The 216-nt window shown below is 46.3% G+C and carries 1 pseudogene; it reads left to right on the plus strand.

What is annotated here, in order from left to right:
• A pseudogene (locus JUI58_RS27440) lies at window positions 1-216 on the plus strand (ShlB/FhaC/HecB family hemolysin secretion/activation protein); the annotation flags it as partial.

Here is a 216-nt window from a genome sequence, read left to right on the forward strand (position 1 = left end):
TTACCTCTCGTCTGAACCTCGGCATCGAGTCTCCCTTTAATGTCAACGACCTCGAAGACCAGTTGCGCTTATTGCAAATTAACCCCCTGATTGAAGACTTACAGATCAACCTTCAACCTGGAGGGGAAACCGGAGAAAGCATTCTTCTCCTCGAGATTGAAGAAGCATCGCCCTTTTTTGGTACAGCATTTTTTGATAATTATTCGGCGGCCAGTG

It is taken from the genome of Spirulina sp. CCY15215 (assembly GCF_016888125.1).
Classification (GTDB): Bacteria; Cyanobacteriota; Cyanobacteriia; order Cyanobacteriales; family Spirulinaceae; genus CCY15215.